27 protein-coding genes are annotated in these 25,605 nt (G+C 42.0%); 21 read left to right on the top strand and 6 right to left on the bottom strand.

The window, feature by feature from the left end; genetic code table 11:
- Positions 1 to 11 precede the first annotated feature (11 nt).
- From ACDE64_RS16045 to ACDE64_RS16025, 5 genes are all read left to right on the top strand, one after another.
- Complete coding sequence (locus ACDE64_RS16045) at positions 12 to 1,382, top strand: phage portal protein (protein ID WP_411347480.1); 1,371 nt, start codon at positions 12 to 14, stop codon at positions 1,380 to 1,382.
- 594 nt (positions 1,383 to 1,976) lie between these two features.
- On the top strand, positions 1,977 to 2,531 hold the full coding sequence (locus ACDE64_RS16040) for a hypothetical protein (protein WP_411347479.1): 555 nt from the start codon (positions 1,977 to 1,979) through the stop codon (positions 2,529 to 2,531).
- Positions 2,532 to 2,723: 192 nt separating this feature from the next.
- On the top strand, positions 2,724 to 3,395 hold the full coding sequence (locus tag ACDE64_RS16035; protein WP_411347478.1) for a hypothetical protein: 672 nt from the start codon (positions 2,724 to 2,726) through the stop codon (positions 3,393 to 3,395).
- 71 nt (positions 3,396 to 3,466) lie between these two features.
- A complete protein-coding gene (locus ACDE64_RS16030) occupies positions 3,467 to 3,811 on the top strand; it encodes a hypothetical protein (protein ID WP_411347477.1) in 345 nt (114 codons plus the stop codon).
- 155 nt (positions 3,812 to 3,966) lie between these two features.
- Positions 3,967 to 5,724: an Ig-like domain-containing protein gene (locus ACDE64_RS16025; RefSeq protein ID WP_411347476.1), complete on the top strand. Its 1,758-nt coding sequence runs from the start codon at positions 3,967 to 3,969 to the stop codon at positions 5,722 to 5,724.
- Between the two features lie 378 nt (positions 5,725 to 6,102).
- On the opposite strand, the gene ACDE64_RS16020 is transcribed toward ACDE64_RS16025, so the two are convergent.
- Positions 6,103 to 6,834 carry an SDR family oxidoreductase gene (locus ACDE64_RS16020; RefSeq protein WP_411347475.1) on the bottom strand — a complete coding sequence of 244 codons (732 nt, stop codon included), beginning with the start codon at positions 6,832 to 6,834 and terminating at the stop codon, positions 6,103 to 6,105.
- Positions 6,835 to 7,013: 179 nt separating this feature from the next.
- Between ACDE64_RS16020 and ACDE64_RS16015 the strand changes: the two genes are divergently transcribed.
- From ACDE64_RS16015 to ACDE64_RS15980, 8 genes are all read left to right on the top strand, one after another.
- Positions 7,014 to 7,862, top strand: a complete 849-nt coding sequence (locus ACDE64_RS16015) for a helix-turn-helix transcriptional regulator (RefSeq protein WP_411347474.1) — start codon at positions 7,014 to 7,016, stop codon at positions 7,860 to 7,862.
- Positions 7,863 to 8,061: 199 nt separating this feature from the next.
- Entirely contained in the window at positions 8,062 to 8,271 is a 210-nt protein-coding gene (locus ACDE64_RS16010; RefSeq protein WP_411343136.1) for a hypothetical protein, read from the top strand.
- A gap of 368 nt (positions 8,272 to 8,639) precedes the next feature.
- A complete protein-coding gene (locus ACDE64_RS16005) occupies positions 8,640 to 8,882 on the top strand; it encodes a hypothetical protein (RefSeq protein WP_411347473.1) in 243 nt (80 codons plus the stop codon).
- A 220-nt stretch (positions 8,883 to 9,102) separates the two neighbouring features.
- Positions 9,103 to 9,411 (top strand): hypothetical protein, encoded by a 309-nt coding sequence (locus ACDE64_RS16000; protein ID WP_411347472.1) that lies wholly within the window; start codon positions 9,103 to 9,105, stop codon positions 9,409 to 9,411.
- Positions 9,412 to 9,707: 296 nt separating this feature from the next.
- Positions 9,708 to 10,334: a hypothetical protein gene (locus tag ACDE64_RS15995; protein ID WP_411343133.1), complete on the top strand. Its 627-nt coding sequence runs from the start codon at positions 9,708 to 9,710 to the stop codon at positions 10,332 to 10,334.
- The gene (locus ACDE64_RS15990) at positions 10,327 to 10,839 is read left to right on the top strand and encodes an accessory gene regulator ArgB-like protein (RefSeq protein ID WP_411347471.1); all 513 of its coding nucleotides are present in this window, start codon (positions 10,327 to 10,329) and stop codon (positions 10,837 to 10,839) included. The genes ACDE64_RS15995 and ACDE64_RS15990 overlap by 8 nt, the downstream gene beginning before the upstream one ends.
- Before the next feature lie 5 nt (positions 10,840 to 10,844).
- Positions 10,845 to 10,976, top strand: a complete 132-nt coding sequence (locus ACDE64_RS15985) for a cyclic lactone autoinducer peptide (protein ID WP_411343131.1) — start codon at positions 10,845 to 10,847, stop codon at positions 10,974 to 10,976.
- Positions 10,977 to 10,993: 17 nt separating this feature from the next.
- Positions 10,994 to 11,377 carry a hypothetical protein gene (locus tag ACDE64_RS15980; RefSeq protein ID WP_411347470.1) on the top strand — a complete coding sequence of 128 codons (384 nt, stop codon included), beginning with the start codon at positions 10,994 to 10,996 and terminating at the stop codon, positions 11,375 to 11,377.
- Between the two features lie 167 nt (positions 11,378 to 11,544).
- Here ACDE64_RS15980 and ACDE64_RS15975 read toward each other — a convergent pair whose 3' ends face one another.
- Together ACDE64_RS15975 and ACDE64_RS15970 are read right to left on the bottom strand one after the other, a co-directional pair.
- Positions 11,545 to 12,753 (bottom strand): HupE/UreJ family protein, encoded by a 1,209-nt coding sequence (locus tag ACDE64_RS15975; RefSeq protein ID WP_411347469.1) that lies wholly within the window; start codon positions 12,751 to 12,753, stop codon positions 11,545 to 11,547.
- Complete coding sequence (locus tag ACDE64_RS15970; RefSeq protein WP_411347468.1) at positions 12,754 to 14,112, bottom strand: murein hydrolase activator EnvC family protein; 1,359 nt, start codon at positions 14,110 to 14,112, stop codon at positions 12,754 to 12,756.
- 592 nt (positions 14,113 to 14,704) lie between these two features.
- On the opposite strand from ACDE64_RS15970, the gene ACDE64_RS15965 reads away from it, so the two are divergent.
- The 5 genes from ACDE64_RS15965 (at position 14,705) to murI (ending at position 18,803) form a co-directional block, all read left to right on the top strand.
- Positions 14,705 to 14,866 carry a hypothetical protein gene (locus ACDE64_RS15965; protein WP_367059965.1) on the top strand — a complete coding sequence of 54 codons (162 nt, stop codon included), beginning with the start codon at positions 14,705 to 14,707 and terminating at the stop codon, positions 14,864 to 14,866.
- A gap of 292 nt (positions 14,867 to 15,158) precedes the next feature.
- A complete protein-coding gene (locus ACDE64_RS15960; RefSeq protein ID WP_411347467.1) occupies positions 15,159 to 15,746 on the top strand; it encodes a DUF3841 domain-containing protein in 588 nt (195 codons plus the stop codon).
- Between the two features lie 240 nt (positions 15,747 to 15,986).
- Positions 15,987 to 16,676 carry a YdhK family protein gene (locus ACDE64_RS15955; protein ID WP_411347466.1) on the top strand — a complete coding sequence of 230 codons (690 nt, stop codon included), beginning with the start codon at positions 15,987 to 15,989 and terminating at the stop codon, positions 16,674 to 16,676.
- A gap of 198 nt (positions 16,677 to 16,874) precedes the next feature.
- The gene (locus ACDE64_RS15950) at positions 16,875 to 17,909 is read left to right on the top strand and encodes an alpha/beta hydrolase (protein ID WP_411347465.1); all 1,035 of its coding nucleotides are present in this window, start codon (positions 16,875 to 16,877) and stop codon (positions 17,907 to 17,909) included.
- Positions 17,910 to 18,023: 114 nt separating this feature from the next.
- Positions 18,024 to 18,803 carry a glutamate racemase gene (gene murI / locus ACDE64_RS15945; protein WP_411347464.1) on the top strand — a complete coding sequence of 260 codons (780 nt, stop codon included), beginning with the start codon at positions 18,024 to 18,026 and terminating at the stop codon, positions 18,801 to 18,803.
- Between the two features lie 244 nt (positions 18,804 to 19,047).
- Here murI and ACDE64_RS15940 read toward each other — a convergent pair whose 3' ends face one another.
- Complete coding sequence (locus ACDE64_RS15940; RefSeq protein WP_411347463.1) at positions 19,048 to 19,323, bottom strand: hypothetical protein; 276 nt, start codon at positions 19,321 to 19,323, stop codon at positions 19,048 to 19,050.
- Between the two features lie 315 nt (positions 19,324 to 19,638).
- On the opposite strand from ACDE64_RS15940, the gene ACDE64_RS15935 reads away from it, so the two are divergent.
- Positions 19,639 to 21,984: a glycoside hydrolase family 3 C-terminal domain-containing protein gene (locus ACDE64_RS15935; protein ID WP_411347462.1), complete on the top strand. Its 2,346-nt coding sequence runs from the start codon at positions 19,639 to 19,641 to the stop codon at positions 21,982 to 21,984.
- 104 nt (positions 21,985 to 22,088) lie between these two features.
- On the opposite strand, the gene ACDE64_RS15930 is transcribed toward ACDE64_RS15935, so the two are convergent.
- Complete coding sequence (locus ACDE64_RS15930) at positions 22,089 to 23,162, bottom strand: hypothetical protein (protein WP_411347461.1); 1,074 nt, start codon at positions 23,160 to 23,162, stop codon at positions 22,089 to 22,091.
- 98 nt (positions 23,163 to 23,260) lie between these two features.
- Positions 23,261 to 24,001, bottom strand: coding sequence for an MBL fold metallo-hydrolase (locus ACDE64_RS15925; protein WP_411347460.1), 741 nt, complete (start codon positions 23,999 to 24,001; stop codon positions 23,261 to 23,263).
- Between the two features lie 372 nt (positions 24,002 to 24,373).
- Between ACDE64_RS15925 and ACDE64_RS15920 the strand changes: the two genes are divergently transcribed.
- Together ACDE64_RS15920 and ACDE64_RS15915 are read left to right on the top strand one after the other, a co-directional pair.
- Positions 24,374 to 24,925 (top strand): copper amine oxidase, encoded by a 552-nt coding sequence (locus ACDE64_RS15920; RefSeq protein ID WP_411343119.1) that lies wholly within the window; start codon positions 24,374 to 24,376, stop codon positions 24,923 to 24,925.
- 238 nt (positions 24,926 to 25,163) lie between these two features.
- Positions 25,164 to 25,472 (top strand): DUF1292 domain-containing protein, encoded by a 309-nt coding sequence (locus tag ACDE64_RS15915; protein ID WP_411343118.1) that lies wholly within the window; start codon positions 25,164 to 25,166, stop codon positions 25,470 to 25,472.
- Positions 25,473 to 25,605: the final 133 nt, after the last annotated feature.

The raw sequence follows: 25,605 nt of genomic DNA, 5'->3' as shown, positions 1-25,605 counted from the left end.
GAGTTAATAGAATGAGTGTTAATAAGCAAATAGTGAGTTCGTATAATCATTTAATTGATGAGTTTATTATAGACTTTGGATATGGTCAGCATTGGTTTGAAGAATATTGTGGAGATATCAATCAACAAATGCGTATTCATAATATTCTGGATACAAAAGAATATTTGGCTGGCTTACATGCTATCAATAATAGAGTTGATGAAATGTTTAATGGCAAACGATTTGTACCAAGAAAGATTGTACTGCAATATGCAAAACGATTGATAGAATTTGGAACTGCCTATCTGGTAGGAAATAAAGTGACAATTACAGGGGATGAAGAAGTTGTAAATGCCATTAAGAAAGTATACAAAAATGGATACGAGAAGATGGATTTTGATATTGTACATAGCGTAAATAAATTTGGTAATGCTTACGAATATAACTATATTAAAGATGGCAAGATTACATCTAAATTGTTTGACCCTGCTGATAGTTATCCTGTTTATAATGTAGATGGAGAATATATTGCGTTTATTGAACATTATATTTTGAGTAACATCAGTTTCTATAATGTATATTATCCTGAACGTGTAGAAAAGTATTCTAATGCAGGTGGACAAGTTTATTTAAAAGGTACGTATACTAATCTTAGTGGGCTACCAATTCTGTATAAGAACGATAATCCAATTGATGTAAATTATGGTCGCTCTGATCTCGATGATTACAAGACTATACTAGATAGTATGGAGGATTTAATAAGTAAAAGCGTTGATGCGTTCTATAAATATATAACAGGGATTCCAGTGCTAAAGGGACAACAATTAAAAGGAGATCAAGGGTTGCCAACTGAGGTTGTAGGTGGTGGTCTGGTGCTTGATAGTGATGCGGATTTTAAATTTGAGAACAATGAGTTTAATCATGATGCATTTGAATCATTGTATAAGCATTTAATGACTTCTTTGCTAGACATTAGTAATACGCCCGGTGTTGTAATGGGTAAAGTAGATATCAGTAATTTATCAGAAACAAGCATCAAGTTATTATTTAGTCTTAGTAATCTCAAAGCAATGATGAGTGAGAAATATATTAAGCTTAGTATGATGCAGCGTTTAGATCAGATCAGGAAACTATTAGAGTTACAGGGGATTATGTTTAGCGACGAGCAGTTTGATACGATTGATATTGTATTTGCTTATGCTATGCCACAAAGTGAGAAGGATATTATTGATAACCTGTCTAAATTACGTGATATGGGAGCCATCTCTATTGAAAGTATTCTAGGACAGTCGCCGTATACGACTGATGTAGGTGGAGAGTTAGAGAAATTGGCAAGAGAGAATGTAAGAAGTATTGATAATGTAAATTCTGGAACTGTAGAAGACGATAATACAGAAAGTTAAAATTATAGTTTTTCAATTGTAAGAAGAATGAGTAAGTAGTTTGAATTTTATGTGTATTGTTATACAACCATACGCATACCCGTCTTAGAAGCATTGGGACATATATTGTCCTGAACTTCTAAGGACTAGGTATACAATATAAATAATGGATAAGTATTATTTATAACAAACAGACTTATATATAAATAAATCGATGAAAAGAAAATTGAAATTTATAATTTTGAGTTTGTTTTTGAATGAAAGTTCTATCACAGGCGAATTTGAATTAATATACTCTAAATAGACCATAAGAATAGTTATGATCTATTTAGAACACTATCTAGGCTAGATGATGGTCTATTTTTGATGTATTTTGATGTGATAGAGCATGAATTTGTACTATTATGCATATTTGATATAGATTATGTACTCTATTTTTTATTTTAAAGCTATAATAAGGTGCTATTTTGCTGAAAAGTGCTTGCGTTCTAAGGGGAGCATTACCCTAAATTTTTTTCGAGATCGTCTAGCTTACTCATTTACACATAAACACAAAAAAATAATTTTTAAATTATGTAAATTTAATACTATTTATAATAGGAGGATTTTAAAAATATGAGAGATAGTGGATTAGATTTTAAGCATAAAGGTCAAAGTATACAATTAACTTATGAAAAATATGAAGATGATACAATCAGCCTTTCATTTTATTATAAAAACACAAGAATAAACGAACTCTTTGAGAAAAACTCGGTATGGCGTGAAATCAGTCAATGTATATGTGAGTTAATTGACGAAATTGGAGAAGATAAGTATTCTATTTTCTCTGAAAAGCGAAATGAATTGATGGAGATTAGACGAAAAAATATTATATTTAATTCTAAAGTGTACACTATCCAAATTGAAGAAAACTTTGTATCTGATTGTATAACAAGATATTACGTGTATATTCCGATGAAAGATAAGAAAATTATTTCAGCAACTCCAACTATTAATAAAGATAGTGAAAACAAATATGTAATGATTAATCATCTAAAGACTCAAGTTGAGAACTATCATAAACAGTTCGATATCGCACCACACGATGATTTTTTTAATGATGAATTGACAATTAAATATAAAGAATTATCAAAATGGATAAAAGAAAATATAAATCCTAAATATTATTGAACTTTATTAAATAAGAAAAAGCACTCCTAACGGGGTGCTTTTCTTATTACTGTGATAGTGACCACTATCTATTAATTTCTATAAATTCCTAAATTATCTTTTGTTATATTCCGATAGAATCTATGTTCAACATAACTTTATAAGAATATACAACTTAGAATGTTGATACATAAATAATTTGGAGGGGTTTATATGAAGGAAAGAAGAAGCGGAATATTAAGCAAGTCAGGTAAGTTTATTTTAATGATATTGGTTGTGAGTATGTTTTTCTCCAGTACATCGTTTGCAGCAAATAAAAGCGATACAGTGAAGAAGTCATTATTTAACCTCTCAGATGCTAAGATTCAACAGGCTATTGGTACAGCAAAAAAAGGGTATGATGCAGTGCTTGAATTTAATAATACTCAACAGTTGAGTATTATTAAGGATAACATGCAAATATGGCAACCAGAAGTATGGGCTTCTACAACATATTTGAATATCATGAGGGCTGCTTTTTTGAAGTTCGACAATTATGAATCTTATACATTGAGTGACGGAAAAGCATTTTCAAAAAGAGCATTAAATGCTAATCAATTATCTTTTGAGTTAAAAACATATGGTAATGATCTTGATTATACTGATCATGTAAATGTCGTTTTAAAGCAAGGAAATAAAATGTTACAGCCTACTAATATTTCTGGTAAAGGCGAATGGGCAGATCAAAGTTATTCTTGGCCTGATTCTCCTGCTTATACTAAAGTAATTATTGCATCTTTTGATGCCAGTAAAATAGATTTTAGTAAGAATGCCGAATTAGTTTATCTATACGCAGGTAAAGAATTATCAGTCACATATAAAGTTGATTTTTCTAAATTAAAATAACTAACTTATACCAAGTCACTCTTTAAAAGAGTGGCTTTTTTCTATCACCAAAATCAAAAGGAGAAAACGATATGACTATTACTAATCTTGAACGTGTAAAAATGGAAGTTGGGCTTACCATGCCAGATGATCAACTTTCTATTTATTTAGAAGAAGAAGGTTTAACATCTACAGATATATACGATTCATCTTCTCTAGTATTCAAACGGAAACTATTATTGACTACTTTAGCAATTCTGAATAGTGTGGCAAATAATCCATCTTATATGAAGAACTACAAAGAGGATGATATCACTGTTAGTGCCTTTGCAGAGAATTTACAAAATCGAATCGATCAGATTGAACGTAAACTTAGACTATTACCTACAGATGTTAATACAAATGAATCCAGCACATTCTTTTTATTCAATCAATGATGTATGTATTCATTAGTATTCTTGCTTTTATCCTAACTTTACTCATTCACCAATACAGAATTATTAAAAATGAAAATATAGTATTCATTCTATTATTTCTAACATCATTTAATTTACTATTATGTATCGCAATTTTTTCAGAAGGAGGAAAATAAATGGAGTTTAATTTATTCGGAGATAGTAATAATAAAGATTTTTTGTTTATACTCTCGCAATTAGGTAAGACGATTTCTGTAAACAATATTCCAAGACAAGCACTTATTACGAATACAGAACTTGAGCAGAACTATGATGATAAACAAATCACTACCCTAGATTCATTGAATCGCGGGGATATTGTAATCTACAACAATATTAAGTATTTAATTATTTCAGAGCAAAATGATAAACGATATAACAAATATAAAGGCATTATGCGTAAAGTGCCATTTACAATTGTATTTAATCATAACTGTATTTATTCAACTGTAGATGCTTATATTGAAACGGTAACTTATGGCATTAAAACAAACGAGTTTATGTCCATTCCAACAGGTACAATCAATGTACATATGCAAGATAATGAAGCGGCTGCCACCATCAAATTAAGTGATCGTTTTATTGTGAAAGGTCGCGCATACAAGGTCACAGGTATTAATAAAGTAGATCGTAAAGGTATTTGCACGATTACAGCAGATGTAGATCAAATTGATGCTAGTACTGATGATTTGATTAATGACGTGGCTGGTGGCAAGGTGTGTGCCGTTACAATTACAGCACCACCTAATCATACTCTACTCGTTACAGATAATACTTCACAGATTGAATATAAGGCTCCTACTGGTACATCTATTGTATTTAGTTCATCTAATCCAAATGTGGCTACAGTAAATGATTCTGGTTTAATTACAGCCATTTCAGCGGGTACAACTACAATCAAAGCACAAGTTGCTAATAACGATAGATTCAAAGATTCTATTATTATCAATGTTAAAATTCCAGATAAGTTTACAATTGAAGTATCTACAGATAAGACAACGCTGGAATATAACGATTCTTCAACAATCAAAAGTACAGTATATAACAATGGTGTACCTATACCGGATGCAGTGGTCAGTTATCAAGTCGTTTATGCAAATATGACTACAGAAGTTTCATCGGATATTGTGCAACTCGGTAACATGACCAATCGAACAGCAACTCTACTCAATGTGAACAAAGGGATTCCAGAAGATGTATATGTAAAAGTAACACTAGCTTCTGATACATCTGTTTATGGATATGTACCAATGCACTTAAACTATTATGTGCCTAATAATTATGCCCTCATGATTTATACAGGGCATGATCCAGCACACGAATTGATTTATAACGATACGATGTTCTTAGGGAAGTTTGTGTACAACAATGGAAAACAAGAAGATAATCATAAAGTAAATTGGTCATTGGTATCTAGTGATAAAGTGACAGACGTTCCAGTTTCTATTGCTTATATCGCAGAAGAAGATTCAGCCAATCAGATATATGTGAAGAATACTAATACTACAGGGGCAGATGTCATTTTTTATGTAAAGGCTGTTCTTCAAGATGATACAAGCGTAGTCGATTATTATGAAGTAAAAGCACATTCCAATGTAGTACAGAAAGCAATAACTATTTCTGGTAATATAACAATTACAAGTGAAAAAACAGGAACGTGGACTTCCACAGTAAATCCTAATCAAGAAGATGTAACTTGGTTATTATTTGCAGATGATCAATCTTCTGCAACAAATAAGGCAACAATTCAAAGTTCTACAGGAACGTCAGTGACACTTAAAGCGGCTAAAGTTAGTTCCTCTATACCACAAGGATATTTTAAATTAAAGGCGACACTTAAATCAGATAATTCTATCGTTACTTGGTATCGTATACAGTTAAAATCATTACTTTAAGATGCTATTGATGTGACCACTATCTACGAATTTCAAGCAAAGGCTATGAATCGTTTGCCAACTACTATATAATTGAGATATAAGAAATTGCAAGATTGTAGTCTGATATAAACAAATCGTATAAACGCTTGATATATTGATGATTTGTTATCCTGTATTCTTGACAGGGTAGGGGTCAGTGGTTCGATCCCACTACAGGTCATCGCCGAAAGTCCTTGCGTAGCAAGGGCTTTTTTTATGTACAAATCATATAATGTAGCAGTAAAAGGTTTGAATACGATGGTCACTAGATACCTCATAGTGGTCGCATTCAAACCTTTTGTTATGTGCAGATATAATAATAATAATTGTTATATTCGATTAGAATGAAGTCTCAATTTACGAGTTGATTTGTGCAAAAAATTGTTCTTTTTCTGCTCTTGATGCATGTGCAATCTGTTTCGCGATGCCTGGCACAATTTCTTGTTCCCCACGTTCCAATGCTTCCATTACTTCATCTATAAACATACTCAACGGCATTCCTGCTTCATTCAACCCCGGTGCACCCAGATCGGTGTGAACTTGGGGAGGAGCCAATTCAATAATTTCGATCGGTTGATCTTTCAATTGATGTCTCAATGAAATTGTGTAAGAATGAAGTGCTGCTTTTGTCGCTGAATATACAGCGGAATGTGCAAGTGGGACATGAGCCAGAGCAGACGTAACATTGATAATGGTACTTTCACGAGAATGCTCGCTAAAATATTTTGCGAATAAGGTATTCAAATGTACAGGTGCAGAGAAGTTAGTCAAAATCTCGCTCTCTGTAATTGTCCATGGTTCTGGTTGACGATACGACGGAAATCGCATGACCCCTGCATTATTGATCAATACATTTATCTCAGGATGTTCAGAAGTGATGTTCTCAAACAGAGTAATGCGCTCAGATTCTTTTGAAATGTCATTCACATAAGTATGCAGTTCTGGAAAATTGGCTTTGGCATCTGCAAGCTTTTCTGCATTTCTTCCGGTAATAATTAATGTATTAGATGCAAGCAGTCGCTTCGTCCACTCTAGTCCAATGCCTGCTGATCCTCCTGTAATTAAAATGGTATTATTGTGTAATTTCATGTTACTTCGTCCTTTCTTATTTAAAGTAGATAGGGTTGCATGTATTATTGTATAAAGCTGTGAAGCTAACAGGGAGAGGAGCCTTTATCCTAGTACTGGCAATACTATCTACAATCATGGTCTTTATGTACACACCGATGATAATCAACCGATTCAGATTATAGTAAGGGGGATAAACTATGGCAGATGTGGAGTTTGATCGATACAGTGAGCTCGCTCATTTTTTGCGCAGTCGTCGTGAGCGGTTAACACCGGAGCAAGCAGGTATTTCAGGTTTTGGACGAAGACGAACACCTGGATTACGTCGCACTGAAGTAGCGATGTTAGCTGGAGTTAGTTTGGAGTGGTACACTTATTTGGAGCAAGCGAGACCTATTAACGTATCAATCGAAGTTCTGGAAAGTGTGGCAAGAGCTTTACAACTGAATAGTGCAGAACGAAAGCATATGTTTCTACTTGCCCATCGTCAATCTCCTCCCCAGCAAGAAAGGCCTCAAACTCGCGTTAGTTTGGAATTGCAAAGACTGATTGATAGCATGGAATACACACCCGCAAGTATTATGGATACAAAGATGAATATTATCGCCCGTAACCAAGCAAATTTCATTTTTGAGGAAAATAAACCGACTCCTGATGAGCATGATGATAATTTTTTGTGGATTACCTTTACATCTGACTTTTTTCGCACGTTGAAAGGAGAGCATTGGGAGCAGCATGCTCATATGATCATGGCGCAATTCCGCTCCAATTATGCACAATACGCAGATGATCCTTGGTGGAAACAGCAGGTGGAACAATTATCTATGATCAGCTCGGAGTTTCAACGTATGTGGGCGAAACATGATGTGGTAGATACGTTCAATATGATGAAAGAGGTGTATCATCCTGTTGTCGGAGTATTAAACTTTGATCACTTGTCTGTTCATCCATCACAAGCCCCTGATTTACAAATTAATATGCATGTTCCGCACAATGATGGAACGGTTGACAAAATCAAGCAGCTTCTCCAAATCCAAAATAAATGCTAATCATTCTTCACGACATAGCAGGGGAATGCAAATTTCTAGCGAATAATTTACACATAGTAATGATGAGAGCTGCTGCTACACAATGATAGACGAACTTTAACATACAAAATACATGTATGTTGAGAATAGATGAATATGTGGATTTGGAATAAATCGTGTATTGATTTTCATAACTCTTAAAGAAAAGAGCCTATTCAGTATGAACAAAATCCTACTCAATCGAATCATTGGAATCGTTTTTGCAATTGCGTTAGTTTTTGTTATTTTGATTCCACTTACTACGTTGTTTATGACAATCAAGCTTGCTTTGCGAGATGTGCCGCTTAGTGCATTGTTATGGATTGGTCTGGCGCTGGTTGTTGTACGCTTGTTTGTCTATACGATGAAAACTGGCAAAACTACCGTTTGATGAGCCGTATGTATAGGTACGAACCAATGTGTAATATGATCGGTTGTGCTTCATGAGGATGAAGCAGTGAGAGCAGATTGCTTGAACTTCATAGGGCGCTTTGTTGTTTCACGCAGATTCATTCGCCGTACCTACTTAGAACTTAGAACTTAGAACTTAGAACTTAGAACTTAGAATGGGATATACTCTAAATTTAATAAGCATTTTGCATGCTAGATTATTGATACAGCATCAAACGCTACTACCCACAATCCCTTGCTGCGTCTGATCTCTCGGTTCCCGGACTTGCACTTTGTAGTCAACATTTACATAATAGAAAAAAGCACAAACCAATTATTGAACCAAGCAGAGACAAAGGAGGGAGATGCATGGCTAGCGAGGCTTATGCGTATATCGACAAGACGGCAAATCAAGTGTTCCATGTGTTGATCGAATATGAGGATGCAAGGAAGCATGCGAAAGGTTCCGTTATCGAATACAAAGGGGAGCACGAGTGCGGCTATCCTGTAGTAGATGGCAAGCAGTTGGTCGTTTATACACGCAATATGATGGAGAAGCACGATCGTTCTATTCCGTCGTATGTACAGGCAGCAATTGATGCGCTGCGTTGATTTACATTCCTGCATATATGCTAATTACAATATAATGTCATCCTCTATATTGAAAATCTCAAATCATTGCCTGTAAACCCTCCGATCTATGGAGGGTTTTTGCTTGAAATTGTCTCGTATTTCTTTGTATATTGTGCATAACTTTGTGTATACTATAGATTCGAGAATGCTAAGTGTCCAAGTATTGGACGTTTAATTCAGAGTCAAAAGGAGAGAAACCATGAGTCAACGTTATCGCATTACACGTGAAATGCAGAATATTGATGAGGCTGCCAAAGAAATTACGCTGGAGGAGTGCCAAGCTTATTTTGCAACTCAGGCGGATATTGAATATACACCGGTCTTTACTGTCAAAGGAGAGACGACCATGTCGATTGAAGGCGACTTTTTCTTATGGCATCAGGGCACGGCGACGATTCCATTCCGTCATTACGGCGGCGATCTGTATGTGTCTGGTGCCAATGAAGCGGTCATTCCGAAGATGATCGAAGTTGCTAGCGTATTGCGGGCAGATGTTTCGGAAGATTGAGGTGTGTTGGATCTGCGACAGTATGCTAACTGTTTGAGAAGTTCATAGCAGAAGACTATCTTTATCTAATGGAATAGATGTATATAAGAGTGCGTGCTTGTAAGCAAGTTCTTATATTATATAAGGATATAGATCATCCAATCACATATATATGCCAAAATCGGTCGGATAAGCAGCAGAATTACACTGCATACTTATCCGATTATTTGTGTTTTGAATACTCTTCATTTTTCATATTGAAAAAGCTACCAATTCACGTATAATTTATGTATGTATTTGAATTAGGAGGAAGAAAGTTGCTTGATGCAATAAGATTTGTATTTTTTTCCAGTGTTGAGAATCTAGCGGTTTTTGCACTGATGCTTTCGATCTTTCGGTTACGTCCGCTGGACTATGTCGGATCGGTAGCGCTGATCTCGCTAATTATGAGTTTGATCAGTTATTTGATTCGGGCGGAGCTGGATTTGTCGTCGATTATGACGGCAGTTAGCACGATCTCGTTTATTCTGATTATTACGACGATTGTGCGGGTGCCCTTGTTATGGTCTACGATTATCGCAGTTTGCGGTATTCTCGTATATGCCATTATTCAGGCGCTTGTGATTCTCGGGTTATATGGTTCTTTTACGTCAGATATGCAATATTCAGTAGAAGGCTCCATCATTCAGGTTGTATCCAGTCTCATCGCTGTCGGTATCTGTTATGCGCTTCATCTGTTCAAATTCGGATTTATCGCCGACTTTGAGAAGTTTCGCTTCAAGTTTGAGCATATCGCCATCGTGATCTTCACGGTAGCGGCGCTGATTTTCGCCTCATTTCTGATGTATTACAACAACCTCTATTACATCATTATCTTCTTCGCGCTATTGGCAGGAATATTCATCTATTATTCCATTATGAAGGAGCGGGCGGCCTATGATTGAATATCTGGCTGAGCGAACTGCACAACATATTAAGCACATGGTACCACATCATCCCTCCAGCATTGCCGTTCTCAAATATGGCTTATCCATCGTTATCAATATAACGCTCATTATATTGGTGACGATGCTTCTCTCCACACTGCTTGGCACCTTCCATCCTGCCATGATCATTATGTTCTCCTTTGCTCTTTTACGCCAACTCACTGGCGGTTATCATCTGAAAACCGGAATGGGCTGCGTAGCATTCTCCTCTCTTCTCTTTGTCACATTATCCATGATGACATTGCCAACTATCTATTGTATAATTTTGACATGTATGAGTATTATACTCATTCTCTTCTACGCTCCGTCTCATCTAGCTAACCATTCCCGAATTTTCGAAACATACTATCCGTTGCTCAAAATAGCGGGCTGCTTTCTGGTCGCGATCAACCTTTATGTGCTGTCTGTTCCGGTTGCGCTAGCTTTCTTCGTTCAATCAGTTAGTCTGATACGAAGGAGGTGATTCCTATGCGCGCAATCCAACATGGTTATTTTGTGCTGGCAACAGTGTTGTCTTCATTAAGCCTGTTTTTTGTCAGTATATCCAGCTCACTGTTCGTTTATTCTCCAGAAGTACCCGAGGAGCTCTTAAAGAAATAATTATAGGAGTGATCGTGTTGTTGCAAGTAACCAGAGAACAAGATAAACAGACAGAGCAGCTTGAGATTGCCGTATCTGCTGTCTGGTTTATGAGTTATGATCGCCGGAAAGACCGGATCGTGGTTCATACACAGGACGGCACCTATCATATGAACGGCTCGATCAAGCACTGGGCCAGTCATTTGCGGGAACAGGGGTATCATTTTCTGGAGGTGGATCGCGGGGTATTGATTCATGCGGACAGCATCGTCTGGATCGATCTGATGCGTAAGGAAGCCTATTTTGAAATGGAAACCAACCGTAAATCCAAAAAATGCGGCATCGCCCATCATCGGTTTTTGAACACCGTGGATGAGTTACACCGCATGAATCCGGATCTCAGCATTTCATCGCCTGCCTGATCAAGGCAGGCTTTTTTGTGCGCAAAATCTGTAAAATATCAATATAGGATCGGTATCACAGATACGAGTAGTCTAACAGTTCACCCTGTGAAGTGAACAACATTACATTTTATTGTTATGGTGATGATTTATTGCTGGATGACATGATCCTGTAGCATCTCAGGGTATTACATCGTTAGACGTTGAAATAACCAGAACGCCGCAACACAAACCGCTAGAGCGTTGACCACGATAAAGGTACGCGGATACCATCGGGTGCGATACCACAGTGTCAATAGCGGCAGAGCAATTGCAAGCAAGGTCAATTGTGTCAGTTCAATACCAAGATTGAAGCTGAGTAGGGCAGGCACCAGTTGATTGGTTGGCAACTGCATATCTACTAGCAAATCGGCAAAACCAAGCCCATGAATCAGTCCAAACAGAAATGTAAGCCACCAGCGATTGCGAGCATTACGACGGAAGAACAGATTTTCCAGTGCAACATACACAATGCTTGCCGCAATCATCGATTCTACGAACCGCGAAGGCAGAGTAACAATACCGAGCACGGATAGCGCGAGCGTGAGGCTATGTGCAATCGTGAACGACGTAATGATTTTGATATAATCACGCAGTCGCATACGCAGTACGATCAAGGTGAGCAGAAACAGCAGATGATCGGTTCCAGTCAAAATATGCTGCGAACCTAGTCGAAGAAAGGTCAACCAGCCGCCACTTTCTACTTTGCTACTGCCGTCTGCATGATTGATCTCGACCTGAAAGCTCCATGGCGCTTGAAAGAGGGCAGAGGTGGACTGGATAGTGCCATCGTTGATTACATTAATGAAATTGGCATATTCACTTGGAATCACTTGATGAAAATCGTCCTGAAAACTGATGTTGTCCACTTTGCCTGTAACCGGAAGCTGCACGGTTAATGTGACGAGCTTGGCGTTAGGAAGCAGCAGATCGCTATAGCTGATCTTGTCTTTGAATTTGAAGTTCTCTTTGTCCGGCAGCTCGCGGTTAAGCATCAGTGTACCCGTATTCAGATCAACAGGCTGACCTTGATCTTGTACGTGCAAATACTGATTCAGCCACACCATGATTCGATCATGTGCAGCGGTCAATTCCTGCTCATCCAGATAATAATCCTGATTGCGATCTACACCGGGTAGCGCCTCCAACACAGACAGATCATCCAGCGCATATTGAAGCGTCATCTGTCCATCACTATAGCTGATCCGGGTAAAAGCGACGCTGTAGGCATGAGCAGAAGCAGTGCGCAGTGGCATCAGATTCATACCAAGTAGCAGCAAAAAGGCCAGCACATACAAGCTGGCTGGCCGAAACGGGAAACAATGAATCGCATTCCAAGAAAGCATCCGGGGCATCATTTACAGATACCCCATCGGATCAACCGGATTGCCGTTGATGCGTACTTCAAAGTGACAGTGTGGACCAGTCGAGTTGCCCGTAGAACCAACCTCAGCGATTTTGTCGCCTTTGCCTACCCCTTGGCCGACTGATACCATCGTACCGCCATCGCGAATGTGCGCGTACAGTGTTTGTGTACCGTTGCCGTGATCAATAATGACGACATTGCCATATCCGTTCAGCCAACTGGCAACAACGACAGTGCCACCATCCGCGGCATAGATCGGCGTACCTTGTGGAGCGGCGAGATCGATACCGGTGTGCATTTTATATTGTCCAGTAATCGGATGATAACGATAGCCGAATGGAGAAGAGATACGCGCACCGACGACTGGCATTGTCATGATGCCGCTACCGCTTGGCTGATAATTGCCACCAGAATTGCCGGAATCATCACTGCCACCGCCACCATCGTCGGAGCCACTAACACTACTGTCTGGTGCTTGTGCCGCTTGAGCTGCCTGTTGTGCAGCAGCGGCTGCCGCAGCTTCGGCAGCGCGTCGTGCTTGCTCGGCGGCACGAGCACGAGCTTCCGCCTGTGCACGTTCTTCACGTTCGCGACTTTCGGCAGCTGTCTTTTCCCGATAGAGGGAGGCGCGTTGATCGGCAAGCGCCCACAATTGCTGCTCCTGATCAGCGCTAATATCATCGGCATTCTCAATCTGGGCATTGTATTTGGTAATCAGCACATGCTTCTGATTTTCCTTGGCGCTCAATTCGGCTTTGCGGGTTGCCTTTTCCGCATAGAGAGATTTGGCGCGCGCATAATCAGCAGTCAGCTGGTTCTGGGTGATGATCACCTGCTGCTTGTCCTGTTCCTGCTGCTGCAAAATATCCTGATCCTGTTCTACGATCATACGCAGCGAATCGGCACGAGCGAGGAAGTCGGAAAAGTTGTTCGCTGACATGAGCACATCAAGATAAGAGACAAAGCCATCGGTATACATCATTCGCACGCGTGTATCGATCATACCTTCACGCGCCTGAATGCGTTGCTTGGCTTCCTGCAAATCCTGTTTTGCTTGACGCAACCCGGCTTCCGTCTGGGAAATATCATTGGATACGCGTGCGATCTGGCTGCTTACATCGTTAATCGCTGTTAATACTTTGCCAAGATCATCCTGCGCGTGCTGCTTGAGTATCTGCGATTGTTGCTTGCGCGATTCGGCGGCTTTTTGCTTGGCAGTGGCATCTTTGGATTGCTGTTCCACAGCATCCAGCTCGTGTTGCAGTTCATTTGACGACTTGGCTGCATAGCCCGGTTGTGACATCAAACCGGCAAGCAGCATGATGGCTGCGAAGGATATTAATTTTCTCAATTGTGCGCTCATCCTTTATTATGCGTTTTTCAGTGATGCCCGATGCTTTTACTAAAGATGATATATCGTTCACTGCATCTGTCTCCAACCTGCAAGATCAGTTTTCTGAAGCATGTATACACGACAATGGAATCAAAGCAAGGTTGTAATCTTCACAAAACATCCTACTTTTCTCCCGGTTATTAGCTATGTTCGACCACATCGATGCACTTCCCTGCCTGACAAAACGAAAATCATACAAAATGATTAAAAAATCGTAATTTTTACTATTAAGAATATAGCAGTGCATTCTCATACCGTCAATCAAAAAAGCAGCATCTTAACGTCGTCGGGAGCAATCACGAATAATACGGAGCATTATCCTATAAATGATACCGCTATCATTCTTATATTCACGAAAATTACATAATTTATGGTAAAAAACTTGCAAAACTCTGTTTTAAAAGTGTGTAGGAAGGTGATATACACATTAGAAATCATTACGATCCACTAACACTTGTTGATACTACGATACTTATCTAACACAGGGCGTTGCCCTTCATGCGCAGCTGTAATGCTGACGCTATATTATATATAACGGAGGATGAACATCATGATGGAAAATACACAAGAACAAGGTACATTCAATATCGACAACCGCGAGCTGGACTTTATGTCCCAAATTCAACAAATCGTCAGCAACCATAACAACTCCGATCTGGCAGTACGTGGCAAAGTAAAACAACTGCTGACTCAGTATATGGAAACCAACTAATACGTTTGAACATAAACAAATATACAATATGATCTCACTCTACTATGTATCGGCAGAATGAGCCGAAACGGATATGGGCTAAAAGATCGTATACAGAAAACGCGTAGAACGGTCTGACAGACTGTAGCTACGCGTTTTTGTTTGGCTAGCATCTTTACATTTCTAGCTATCGCGATATATTCAATCATGATGTATTCAATAGTGTTCGATATATTGTGCTTGTTCGGTGACTTAAAAAATAAGTGATTTTCTGATATGATACGAAAATGAATGTCTGTCAGGAGGTTGTCCGATGATTCACAGCATCATATCTTCCACATTTCAACCATCTTCTACAATCAAATATTGGACTGTCCAGTCACTGGAAGCATGGGACGCTGCGCAGCGTAGCGGATTTCTGCATGGACATCCTGAGCATATTATGTTTATGAAGCCATACCACTGGATGATGAGTCAGATGGGGCAGCGTTTGCCGGGGTATGACGGCAGTTATCCAGTATGGGTATGGCCGCAGCAGCCGGATTTACAGGAATTGCATCATTATACTGGACGACAGCAATGTGTATGCTTAACGCTCAGATTGCAGCCAGAGGATGTCTTGTTGTCGGACTTTGAGGAATGGCATGCTGTGTTAAATGATACATTTAATGCGCGTAATCATCGCGAATGGCAACGATACCGCGCTGGATATGGAGCGATCACCAAGGAGCAGAGCTGGCAACGTATCTTTGACACAGAGCGACCGGATCGGCAATCATTAACCGGGCAAACGAGCTGGCGACAGTTGCAAGGCGTGACTGGAGCGGTACCGCTGGAGCATGTGGTCACAGTAGAGCATCTGAATGAAGCGTCCGCTCGGAAACGGTACTATTACGTATAGAGGATCGTTTGGACACGTAAATTGAATATCACATACAACATAGTTTGAAATGCGCAATACATAGAGATCGTAATCTTGCTTCGTATGGAGATTGCGATTTTTTTGTGTCTATTTGTGTAAAATTGTTATCATATACCATATAGGGGTATAGTGTATAGAGAGGCGATAAGGATGAATACTTGGAATCAAGATTGCACATGAGATGATACTAACTAGAAAAGGTACAAAGGAGCGGATCATATGAAATCAACAAGTAAACGCACGTCGACAAAATGGGCGGCATATAGTGGTATTGTAGCGCTGACGGTATTGCTGAGTGCCTGCGGAAGCAACAATATGGGAAGCACCGGAACATCTTCCGATACAACCGGACAGCAGGAGACAGACACGCATATGCAGAGCGAAGACTCCAATTCCGGTACTATGAATCCAGAATCGTCGGATACATCGGATATGGAAGGAGAGGCGGATGATCAAGAGGATAGCATGGACATGCAGCATAACGACATGAATGAGCCGCCGGATGATATGAAAGCCGCAGCCAACCCGACCTTTCCTGTAGGTAGTCAGGTGACGATTGAATCGGATCATATGGATGGTATGAAAGGTGCCAAAGCGACCATACGTGGCGCTTATGATACCACTGTGTATTCCGTCTCATACACTCCAACAACTGGCGGTCAACCGGTCAAAGATCATAAGTGGGTAGTTCATGAGGAACTCGAAGACGCTGCTACCGCGCCTTACAAAGTCGGCGATCAGGTCGTACTGGATGCCGATCATATGAAAGGCATGGATGGTGCCAAGGCGACGATTGATTCAGCGCAGCAAACGACGGTGTATATGGTCGATTACACTCCAACCGATGGTGGACAACCGGTGAAGAATCATATGTGGCTGACCGGAGATGAATTGTCCGCGAATAAATAAACAATGTTGTTATACTACTATAAGGTGCAGGCAGTGAGTGAATCGCTGCCTGTTTTTTGTGCGTTTATGATTCTACATATAGGCATCGTTATTCTGCATCTGATTAAAGTTGATGTATACTGTGTAAGGATAATGATGTGCAAGATGGCTCTATTACCGAGTCAGACGATGGAAGATAATACAGGAGGGTTTTACGTCATGAGTGAATTTACATATACGGGGCTGATGCACCGAGCGATGGACATATATGCCCAGCACGGTAGCGCAGCGGCGCATCATTTTGTATGCGAACATCTGGAGGACGGTCAGGCGAATCCGGCGCAGATGTACAATTTGCAGTATTCTCTGCTTGCGGCGTGTGGACGTAAGGAAGAAGCGCTATCACTGCTCCGAGAAGCAGTATTACAGCATAGTTACTGGTATAGCCCAGATTATTTACTGGACGATGAGGATCTGGCTGATCTACGTGATGAGCCGGATTTTCAACAGATTGTAGCGGTTTGTCGCGATAAAGAAGCTCAGGCGATTGCGCAAAGTACGGCTGCGCTGCAAATCGTACTGCCGGACGATCAACAATCTCCTTCTTCCCTGCGGACGTTGTTTGTGTTGCATGGTGAATTGGAGAATAACGATGTGGTCGAGCCTGTATGGAAACCGGCGCTAGACAAAGGATACAAGCTCGCGTTGCTGCAATCATCACAGATTCAATTTTCCGATGCATATGATTGGAATGATCTGGAACAGGCATCCGGCGAATTGGAACATGCGATGATGGAGCTGGCGCGAATCGACAGCGGTTTGCCTGTAGCGGGTGAGCCAGAATCAGCAACAGCGCGTGCTGAGGAACAACTGCATGATCATGAGCGCACAACGGCACCACATACTGCGCGCAAGCCGATTCTAGCAGGTTTCTCGGCTGGTGCACGGGTGGCGCTGTATACAGCAGGATTGTATCCCGCTGCCGCGGCTGGATTGATTCTAGTAGCGCCGTGGCTTCCCCATCCAGAAGAATGGCAGGAAGCGCTGAACGATTGGCAAGAACATGGTGTGAAATTGTACATCATTTGCGGCGAGCACGATGAGGATTGCCGTCCAGGGGTGGAGGAATTGACCGCCGAATTGAAGGCGCGCGATATTCCGCATGTATTGCATTTGCTACCTGGACTGGAGCATAATTATCCAGTACATTTTACGAATCTGTTGCAGCAGGCTTTGGAATGGATGCAGGCGTGAGTGTTCATTTATACATGAACAGGCTATAATGACACATATGAAGATAACGACCGGAGCTGTACCGAAAGGAACGGGCAGGCGGCCAATGAATGGATAGAAGGATGAGTGAACGGCGTGAAGATCGCAATATTTGATTCCGGCATCGGTGGATTGACTGTGCTGCATGAAGCTATGAAGCTCATGCCGGACGAAGATTATCTGTTTTATGCGGATACCCGGCATGTGCCATACGGGGAGAAAAGCAAAGACGAAGTAAAGCAATATGTAATGGATGCTGCCCAATATATGGCGGATCAGCATGTCAAAGCGATTGTGCTTGCATGTAATACAGCGACTAGCATCGCTGTCAGTGAGCTACGCGCAAAATATGATTTTCCGATTCTTGGGATAGAACCGGCAGTGAAGCCAGCGGTGCAGAACAGTGTTATCAAGCACAAAAAGGTGCTTGTAATGGCAACACGTTTGACTTTGAATGAAGAGAAGTTTCACAATCTGGTCAAAAGTATCGATACTCACGATCTGGTGGAAAGTTTACCGATGCCAGGGTTGGTGGAGCTGGCGGAGTGTCGTCAATTTGACGATGATCATGTGATGGCTTATCTGGATGAGGCGCTGGCGGGTTACAAGCTGGATGAATACGGGACAGTTGTGCTGGGCTGTACACATTTTCCATTTTTCAAAGATCAATTGCGACGGTATTTTCCAGAAGAAGTGGATATTATTGATGGCAGCAATGGTACGGCGCGTCATTTGCAGCATGTGCTGGAAGCGCGCGGTCAACTGGGCGGTGGCAGCAGTCGTATCGAGTTTGTCAAATCCGGCGAGCCAGCGAATAGCGCGGCAGAGCTGGCGGATTATCATGATCTGCTAACCCGATTGTCGCAACTGAGCTGATGAGATGTGAAGATGTGAAGCAAGATATGATATGGCGAATTCATATATGATATGTGATGTGAAAGAACAACAATAGACAGCGGCTTTCTCTACGGAGAGCCGCTGTTTCTTTATAGATTGCTCGTGTTGTATCATTTATGAGTTTATGAGTTTATGAGTTTATGAGTTTATGAGTTTATGGGTTGTAGATTGTTGGAGCTGGAATTGTGTATGTGGTGTAATGGATGTTACTAGCGGCAATAAATTAGGAAACTTGTGATATTTTGTTAGTAAGAGTAGGAGATTTGTCTAATGTCATCGCTGCCAGTTCTTTGACTGAGATGGTTGGTCGTATCGCCTTAGAAGGCTGCCAAGCGAGAATATTTTCTTGTTTAAATGTGCGTGGTTCACCGGAACGAAGACAGTCGGCATAGACAAGACCATTGCGAATATGCCGGATCTCGATACGGCGCTGGGACAGCTTGCCTGTCTGGTCCAGATATACAATTTCAAGCAGTTCTCCGATATGGTTAGCTAGCATAATCATCCCTCTAATCAGAACATTTGTTCGTTTATTTATCTATATTATATACGAACAAATGTTCCTTTTCAATCATCGAATGAGCCAATTAGCAAAATAAACTTCGTTTATCAGAGTGCCTTTTATGGGTAATGAGATGGAGAGTAACTTGCTGAATTTTTGTAGGCTATTTTGAGATCAAGTGCGATATTTCGATTGATATGAAAGTTACATAAGCTGTAGCAGCGGTATGTACGGAGATCGAAGTAACAGTATACCAACACATATACTAAGCGCTTGACCGACGATCCACAATCAGAGAGGAGCACATGATTCATGTCAAATCATTCATCCCATTCCAAGCAAACAGCATCTGTTGATCCATCTACGATCCATTCATCTACCAAACATATCGCCGAGCTGATCCAGCAGTTAACGTTGGAGGAGAAGGCAAGTCTCTGTTCGGGGCTTGATTTCTGGCATACACAACCGATTGAGCGACTAGGTATTCCATCGGTGATGATGACTGACGGTCCGCACGGGCTGCGCAAGCAGAGTGAAGGCGGCGATCATCTGGGGTTAAACGATAGCGTACCTGCAACCTGTTTTCCGACTGCGGCAGGGCTGGCAGCATCGTGGAATCGCGAGTTGCTGCATCAGGTGGGGCAGGCGATTGGCGAAGAAGCACAGGCAGAGCAGGTTGCGGTTGTGCTCGGTCCGGGTACGAATATCAAGCGTTCCCCATTGTGCGGACGGAATTTTGAATACTTTTCCGAAGATCCGTATCTGTCGTCAGAGCTGGCTACTCATCATATTCAAGGTGTACAAAGTCAGAATGTCGGCACATCGCTCAAGCACTTTGCCGCTAACAATCAGGAAGAGCGGCGTATGTCAGTCGATACGATTGTTGACGAGCGGACGCTACGCGAGATTTATCTAGCGAGCTTTGAAGGTGTAGTGAAGCAGGCACAGCCATGGACTGTCATGTGTTCATATAACAAAGTCAACGGCACCTACGCTGGAGAACATCAATATTTGCTGACCGATATTTTGCGCAAGGAATGGGGATTCGAAGGTTTTGTCGTATCCGACTGGGGTGCAGTCAATGAACGTGTAGATGCGCTCAAAGCAGGACTTGAGCTGGAAATGCCTGCAAATGGCGGTATCGGCGATGCCAAAATTGTTGCAGCGGTCAAGGAAGGCAAGCTGGATGCGCAGGTGCTGGACAATGCTGTAGAGCAAGTATTGCGCTTTGTATTCAAGGCGGTTGAATTGCAACAGCCCAATGCTACTTTTGACAAGGAGCAGCATCATCAACTGGCACGCCGTGTAGCTGCCGAAAGTATGGTATTACTCAAAAATGACAATCAACTTCTGCCATTATCCAAACGTGGAACCATTGCGGTAATTGGTGAATTTGCTGTGCAGCCGCGCTATCAGGGAAGCGGTAGCTCACATATCAACCCTACCCATCTGGACAAAGCACTGGATGAGATTCGCCAGCTGGTAGGTAGTGATGCCGAGGTGACATATGCGCCGGGGTATGATCTGGATAGCGACGAAGTGAAGGAGGAGCTGGTGCATGAGGCGGTAAAACTGGCAGAACAAGCGGATGTAGTGATTCTGTTTACCGGTCTGCCGGATCGTTATGAATCGGAAGGGTATGACCGTACGCATCTGGATTTGCCACTCAACCATCAGCAGTTGATCGATGCACTGGCAGCAGTGCAGTCCAAGCTGGTTGTGGTGCTGAGTAACGGTTCACCGGTAACGATGCCATGGCTGGATCAGACGTCAGCTGTACTGGAAGGATATTTGGGTGGGCAGGCAGGTGGAGGTGCCGCAGCGGATTTGTTATTTGGCGAAATCAATCCAAGTGGTAAGCTACCAGAGACATTCCCGGTCAAGCTGAGCGACAATCCATCGTTTCTGTACTTCCCGGGTGAAGGCGACCGCGTAGAATATCGGGAGGGCATCTTTGTCGGCTATCGGTATTACGATACGAAGCAGGTGGAGCCGCTGTTCCCGTTTGGCTATGGGCTGAGTTATACGACCTTTGCCTACGATCATATACAAGTAGATCGTACATCAGTAACCGATCAGGATAGTATCCATGTGCAAGTCGAGGTACGTAATACCGGTTCCGTTGCGGGACAGGAGATTGTGCAGCTATATGTGCATGATCCAGAGAGCGTAGTGATTCGTCCAGAGCAGGAGCTGAAAGGCTTTGCCAAGGTCGCGCTGGAGCCAGGTGAGAGCAAGACTGTTCAGTTTACGCTGGATAAACGGGCATTTGCTTACTATCATACAGAGCTGCGCGACTGGCATGTGGAGACTGGCGAGTATGAACTACGTATTGGTTCTTCCTCACGCGATATTGTATTAAAACAGACCGTTCAGGTGGAATCGACTGTTCAACTCCAAACAGTGTTCCATCGTAATACGATCATCGGTGACATTGCTGCCAATCCAGCAACTGCCGATATGGCAGAGGAACTTGGCAAACGCTCTGGTTTGAACGACATGATGGGCGATAGCCCCGATTTGTTGCTGGCGATGACACGCTTTATGCCATTACGCGCGCTGGTGAATTTTGGGCAGGGACAGTATACCGAAGAGATGCTGGATGAAGATGTGAAGCGATTGAATAAAATGGTGGAAGAAGCGAACGGGTCAATGTAAAGCACGATCTACATTAATATCAGTACAAAGCCGTATACTATCTTCAATGGAGAATGACATTCTCTGTTGAAGTGCATCCGGCTTTTTTGTATATTAGCTTTTATTTATTCAAATGGAAAATCTGTCGTTAACCAGCTAGTGCGCCCAGCACTCTGCTCATCGGCGGCGTTCTTTTTGCCGTGTTCTTCCAGCAACTGACGAAAACGCGTAAATTTCTTCTCATTGCGCAGATGTACATAAGCACGTTGCAAGGCTGGATTTTGCAGCAGTGGGATGTAGTACTCGGCTTCCATTTCCCACGCTTCACGCTGGATAAACTCCGTTAATGCCGGAGGATGTTGTAGACTGTCCAGCCGCTGCAAGCCTTTCATATTATACAGCTCGATTTTGCGAAGCTGCTTCAATTGATTCAATGCAGGCAATTCGTGAATATGCGGCATCGCACCGATACGAATATACTGTAACCCTGTCATTGACGATAGAAAATCCAGTTGATCCAGCCCACGGATTTGCGACAGATCGATATATTTGAGCTGCTTCAGTTCGGCGAGCGCACCCAATTCATTCGTACCGCCAGTATAGATTTGCAGCCACCACAGTTCCGGTAACTGCCGCAAGAAATTCACATCAGGCAGCGTCAGATAGCGCAGACTTAGCTTTTGTAAATGAGTCAGCTGTGCAATCTCTTCGATCTGCTTCCGATGCCCTTCCACCGTCAATTCATGCAATTGCTCAAAGCGGGCAATACCTTGTAGCGAAGGTTTTTTGGATGCTGTTTGTCCTAGCGTTAAGCCAGACAGCTGAGGGTTCACCTGTTGTAAAAAGTCAAAGCTATCCAGCTGATGCAGCTGCACATTCAATCGTTGTAACTGAGGCAGCGCCGCGATACAATCCAGATTAACAAACTCGCCCTGACAGAGCACTGCTAGACTTCGCAAATCGGGTAACTGCTCTACAAAAGCAAGATCGCATACCTGTCCATGAAAATGATACGCGCGTACCGTCATATCCGGGCAAGCGGGAAGAATGATATGGTTGATATAATGGTAACTTTGCCATTCCAGCGCAGCGGTAAATTGCAGCGTACGGATAGAGGAGAGGCGCGCAATCTCCTTTGCCTCTTCCATCGTCAGTTTACCGTCAATCTCCACCACACCTGTATTTAAATTGCGATACATACGATCACGTCACCGTCCCGGGTTCGTCAGATGTAGATCTGTAAAGCGCATCAATGATGTAAATGATGCCGCTTTATCGCTCATATGAGGAATTTCATTTATTGTGGAAATGTATACCGTTTGTGCTGCTCGATAAACTCCATCTCGGCTGTTTTACCGATGAAATCGTCTTTGGTATCGTTATAGTGCATCAGCTTGATCGTAGCACGAACATCCTGTGGCAGACTGAGCAGTTCATCCAGCGTAGTATGCACAATACCCGGTGGATACAGCTGGCAATCGTGCAGAATGGTGCGCACGCCGCGTTCATATACAAGATGCTCCAACAGCTGCGGCTGGAATTTCATATCTGCACTGTAAAAGGTCGTATCGTTGATTAGCACAGAATAGCTATTTTTGCCTTCAATATGCGGAGTCTGGATCAGCTCGATTTTCAAACCGGGCGATAGCTGTACCGGATGCTCGGCAACGAGTGGCTTCACATCAAACACATCTTCAATGCGTTCAATTCCTTCCTGACTCATCCCGCCACTCAGCGTATTGTCCCACAACGGGCGAATAAGTGGACTCGCGATATACAACACCGGCTTGCGCTGATGTACAAAATACCCACGGAATCCGATCTCTTCCAACCCGCCGACATGATCACCGTGAATATGTGAGATCAGAATGCTGTCGATCTCTGGAATTTCTTTGCCTAGCTCATGCAGCGCAATTGGTGCGGTGATGCCACAATCAATCATCAGCGTATAATCATCCGCATGGACAAGCGCATTATTGTTATAATATTTTTTGGCAAACGCATTGCCAGTTCCTAGCATTTGCAACGTAATGGTCATGATGATCCTCCTCGTCAACGTTCCAATATACAAACGGTATACGCCTTAACTGTACCATATTCTTAACATCCTCCAAAATGTGCCGCTGTCTGCTTAAATACAATATGCCAAATCACAAAAAATACACGTCAGCAAGGAAAACACTGGTGTAAAGCAACCGTTCTGGATACAATATCATTAGGGGTTACCTACATAATGAACATCCGCAAATAACATGACGCTTATCGACGTATTCATGCTGTTTTCAATGCCCTTTTCCATGCAAAAGGTTACAATTTTTTTACCGCAACAGAACGCGTCATCTGGAGTATACATGTATAGAAGATCAGCATGAACCTCATGCTTGACATATCGTTGAAGGAGGAGCAATAAATGAAATGGAAAACAATAGCAGCCCTCACCCTGACGTTCTTTTTGATGGGAAGCTCGGTGCTGTTCGCAGATGCTGCCTATCAGCAGGTACGCGTCTGGATCAATGGCAATGAAGTGGATGGAGGCTCCTATATCATTGACGGCAAAACGTATGTGCCGCTGCGTGAAATCGACGGTCTGGTCGATTTTGACAATGACGCCAAAACCGTCAAGTTATATAAACCGAACGTACATATCTTTTTATTCAAGGGAGATACCGCCTTCGGGAATGTGAACAAGGGGAAAGTGAAATTCAACGTATTTACTCAGGTGGATAATCTGAGCACCGATATTTCTGCCGTTAAAGTGGCGATTACCGACCCTTCCGGCAGTGAAAAAGACATCCAGAGTCAAAATATCTCCCAGCAGAAAGACAATTTCTGGTTCCGAACGTACGATTTTACGTACAATTTTGCAACGACCGGACAATATACCGTCGGCTTTTATATGAAAAAAGCGGGCGCTAGCGACTACACACTCGTTTCGCAAAAAGTCATTACCGCACTCAATTAATCGCATCCCATTCTATGCCCAATAGATGTGCATGGTTCAATTGACCTGTACAGACGAAAGTGGTACGATACACAGGTGTTATTTTTAACTTCCGGACAATTCATCTCCGGACAGAAGCGGAAACGGACCGTTCGGTATCATTATGTCCGAACACCCGATAGATTGATGGAAACCGGGAAATATGTGCGTGAGTATAAAGATATCATATCCCCAATATACGTAAAGGTAGGTTATATCCATGAGCGAAAAGCATGTACACGATGAGAATTGCAACCACGATCATGACCACGAACACGAAGAGTACGTCCTGACCCTGACCGACGAAGAAGGCAACGATGTCGAGATGGTTATGGTCGAAACATTCGACGTAGGTGAAAAACTGTACGCCCTGCTGCTGGAACGCGGCAACCCTGAAGCAGACGGCTACATCATGCGTCTCGAAGAAGAAGAAGACGGCATGGTTCTGGCAAACATCGAAGATGAAGCCGAATGGAAAGCCGTAGAACAAGCCTACGAAGAACTGGTAGCCCAGTCCGAAGAAGGTTAATTCACTACACAATAACAAGACACTTCATCCGCACCTAACGATAAAGTGTCCATCACTAAAACAAAAGGACTTCATCCCCAGGGATCGAAGTCCTTTTACTTATTCAAATTCAATCCTAACACATCAAAAAGAC

This window comes from Paenibacillus sp. WLX2291 (assembly GCF_046603665.1).
Taxonomy (GTDB): Bacteria; Bacillota; Bacilli; order Paenibacillales; family Paenibacillaceae; genus Saccharibacillus.
Note: the sequence above shows the minus strand (reverse complement) of the source record. Positions and strands in the feature narration are given on the sequence as shown.